We start from the raw sequence: 3283 nt of genomic DNA, 5'->3' as shown, positions 1-3283 counted from the left end.
GGGCGAGCGAGCTGGCGGTGTTGGGCGTGGTGTCTCTGGTGATCTGGGCGCTGCTGCTGATCGTCACCATCAAGTACGTCGTGTTCCTGATGCGGGCCGACAACAAGGGCGAGGGCGGGACGCTGGCGCTGATGGCGCTGGCGCAGCGCCACCTGCCGAAGCGCTCGACGGCGGTGTTCTTCCTGGGGATCATCGGGGCGGCGCTGTTCTACGGCGACGGCGTGATCACCCCGGCCATCTCGGTGCTCTCGGCCGTCGAGGGCATGAAGGACGCGCCAGGCCTCGGACGGGGCGTCGAGCCCTATATCGTGCCGATCTCGGCCGCCGTGCTGGTCTGCCTGTTCATGGTCCAGGCGCGTGGCACGCACCGGATGGCCGCCCTGTTCGGGCCGATCACCGCCATCTGGTTTCTCGTCCTGGGCGCGCTCGGCGTCTACCACATCACCGACGATCTCTCGATCCTGCGGGCCTTCAATCCGTGGTTCGGCGTCCAATTCCTGCTGAACGACGGCCTCGTCGGCTTCGTGATCCTGGGGTCGGTGTTCCTGGCGGTGACCGGGGCCGAGGCGCTCTACGCCGACATGGGCCATTTCGGCAAAGGGCCGATCCGCGCCGCCTGGCTCTGGTTCGTCCTGCCCTGCCTGTTCCTCAACTATCTGGGCCAAGGCGCCAACGTCCTGGCCCACCCGACCGCCCTGGCCAATCCGTTCTGGGCCATGGTGCCTGAGATCGCCTACTGGCCGGTCCTGGTGCTGGCCACCGCGGCCACGGTCATCGCCAGCCAGGCGGTGATCACCGGCGCCTTCTCCATGACCCAACAGGCGGTGCAACTCGGCCTGCTGCCGCGCATCGACATCCGCCGGACATCCGAGACCCAGGCCGGCCAGATCTTCGTGCCGCAGGTCAACACCTTCCTGATGGTCGGCGTGCTGATCCTGTTGTTCACCTTCCAGAACTCCTCGGCCCTGGCCGCGGCCTATGGCATCGCGGTGACCGGCTCGATGTTCGTCGACACCCTGCTGTTCTTCGTGATCATCCGCCACATGTGGAAGCGACCGATGTGGCAGGGCGTGCTGGCCGCGGGCTTCTTCGGCCTGCTGGACGTCGTGTTCATCGGCTCGAACCTGCTGAAGATACCGCAAGGCGCCTGGCTGCCACTGGTGCTGGGCGCGGCGCTGGTGGTGATCATGTGGACCTGGACCCGCGGCGCCGACATCCTCAGCGAGAAGACCCGCCGCGATTCCGTGCCGCTGGTGGAGCTGTCGGAAATCCTCAAGGCCCGCGCCCCTCACCGGGCGCCCGGCACGGCGATCTTCCTGACGTCGGACCCCGACATGGCGCCGGTCGCCTTGATGCACAATCTGAAGCACAACAAGGTGCTGCACGAAAAGAACATCGTGCTGACCGTGCTGACCGCAGAGACGCCGCGAGTGAAGGACGACGACCGCATCCGCATCGAGCCGGTCAACGACGACTTCAAGAAGGTGTTCATTTCCTACGGCTTCATGGAGAGCCCCAACCTGCCCAAGGCGCTGGGTCTGTGCCGCAAGCTGGGCCTGAAGTTCGACATCATGGCCACCAGCTTCTTCCTGGGCCGCCGCTCCATCGTGCCCTCGGCCCAGTCGGGCATGCCGCTCTGGCAGGACAAGATCTTCATCTTCCTGATGCGGAACGCGGCCAATCCGACGGACTTCTATAAGATCCCCCCTGGCCGCGTGGTCGAGCTTGGAACCCAGGTGACGGTCTAGATGACGCTGCTTTCCATCGCCGCCGACATCCTCTGGATCATCGCGCTGTCCATCATGGCCTCGGCCAGCCTGACCGCCTGGCGGCGGATGAGCCCCGAAACCAAGGTCCCCATGCAGGGCGACGCCCGCAAGGCCCTGCGCCTGAAGCGGGACCTGGCCCTGGGCCTGCCTATCGGCCTGGCCTTCGCCTTCGGTGCGGTCCTCCTCTGGGGCCATCGCAGCGTGACCAGCCTCAGCTACGACCTGATCTTCTTCGGCCTGCGCGCCACCCTGGCGGCGATCATCGCCCTGATGCAGCTGCAATGGCTGCGAGGCGCGCTCACCGCCCTGGAGGCCGAGGGCGCGCTCAAGTCCTGAGCGGTTCAGGGCAGCGGAATCTCGAAGCTCCGCTTGACCGTCTCCATCGGCACGTCGGTCTTCAAGCTCTGAACGCTGGGGATGCGGGCAAGGTGGTCTGCCTGGAATCGCCAATAGCTGTTTAGATCGGCGGTGACGATGCGCAGCAGGGCGTCGCACTCTCCGGTGGTCAGGTAGCATTCCATCACCTCCGGCAGCCGGCGCACGGCCTCGGCGAACTGGATGGTGGACTCGGCGTCCTGTGTCTTGAACCAGACCCGCGCGAAAACGGTCAGGCCGACCCCGACCTTCGACCCGTCCAGCACGGCGACGTACTTCTCGATCACGCCGGCCTCTTCCAGCAGGCGAACCCGGCGCAGGCACGGCGAGGGCGACAAGCCCACCTCCCGAGCCAGGTCGATATTCTGCATGCGGCCGTCGCGCTGCAACGCGCGTAGAATGCGCCGGTCGATCGCGTCGAGCTTCATTGGCGCCCAGCGCCTCTTTCTGCGTCTAAATTGGCATCAGATGCCGATATCGCGCTCGTTCTTGGTGTCTTTGCAATCCAATTGTTTTGATCTTGGCTTAAGGTGCCGCCCATGAACACGACCTCGCCCCCCATCAAGAAAGTCGTCCTCGCCTATTCCGGCGGCCTCGACACCTCGATCATCCTCAAGTGGCTGCAGACCGAATACGGGGCGGAGGTCGTCACCTTCACCGCCGATCTCGGCCAGGGCGAAGAGATCGAGCCCGCGCGGGCGAAGGCGCTGGCGGCGGGGGTGAAGCCCGAGAACATCTATATCGAGGACGTGCGCGAGGAGTTCGTCCGCGACTTCGTCTTCCCGATGTTCCGCGCCAACACGGTCTATGAGGGCCAGTACCTGCTCGGCACCTCCATCGCCCGGCCCTTGATCGCCAAGCGCCAGATCGAGATCGCCCGCAAGATGGGCGCCGACGCCGTCAGCCACGGCTCCACCGGCAAGGGCAACGACCAGGTCCGCTATGAGGTGGCCTACTACGCCCTGGAGCCGGACATCCACGTGATCGCGCCGTGGCGGGAGTGGGACTTCAAGAGCCGCGAGGCCCTGCTGGACTTCGCCGAGAAGCACCAGATCCAGATCGCCAAGGACAAGCGCGGCGAGGCGCCCTTCAGCGTCGACGCCAACCTCCTGCACTCCTCCTCCGAGGGCAAGGTCCTG

The 3283-nt window shown here is 65.7% G+C and carries 4 protein-coding genes; 3 read left to right on the top strand and 1 reads right to left on the bottom strand.

Annotated features, from left to right (window positions below; genetic code table 11):
* A partial coding sequence (locus RMO04_RS16350) for a potassium transporter Kup (RefSeq protein ID WP_309645836.1) occupies positions 1 to 1748 on the top strand: 1748 nt, incomplete at its 5' end.
* Positions 1749 to 2105 carry a hypothetical protein gene (locus tag RMO04_RS16345; RefSeq protein WP_309645835.1) on the top strand — a complete coding sequence of 119 codons (357 nt, stop codon included), beginning with the start codon at positions 1749 to 1751 and terminating at the stop codon, positions 2103 to 2105.
* Between the two features lie 5 nt (positions 2106 to 2110).
* On the opposite strand, the gene RMO04_RS16340 is transcribed toward RMO04_RS16345, so the two are convergent.
* On the bottom strand, positions 2111 to 2572 hold the full coding sequence (locus RMO04_RS16340; RefSeq protein WP_309645834.1) for an Lrp/AsnC family transcriptional regulator: 462 nt from the start codon (positions 2570 to 2572) through the stop codon (positions 2111 to 2113).
* Positions 2573 to 2683: 111 nt separating this feature from the next.
* Here RMO04_RS16340 and RMO04_RS16335 point away from each other — a divergent pair.
* Positions 2684 to 3283, top strand: a 600-nt coding sequence (locus RMO04_RS16335) for an argininosuccinate synthase domain-containing protein (RefSeq protein WP_309645833.1), incomplete at its 3' end; no start/stop codon positions are given.

Source organism: Phenylobacterium sp. (genome assembly GCF_031412415.1).
Taxonomy (GTDB): domain Bacteria; phylum Pseudomonadota; class Alphaproteobacteria; order Caulobacterales; family Caulobacteraceae; genus Phenylobacterium.
Note: the sequence above shows the minus strand (reverse complement) of the source record. Positions and strands in the feature narration are given on the sequence as shown.

Coding starts and splice junctions, on each gene's coding strand:
- RMO04_RS16340 (WP_309645834.1), bottom strand. CDS start 2,572: ATGAAGCTCGACGCGATCGACCGGCGCATTCTACGCGCGTTGCAGCGC.
- RMO04_RS16345 (WP_309645835.1), top strand. CDS start 1,749: ATGACGCTGCTTTCCATCGCCGCCGACATCCTCTGGATCATCGCGCTG.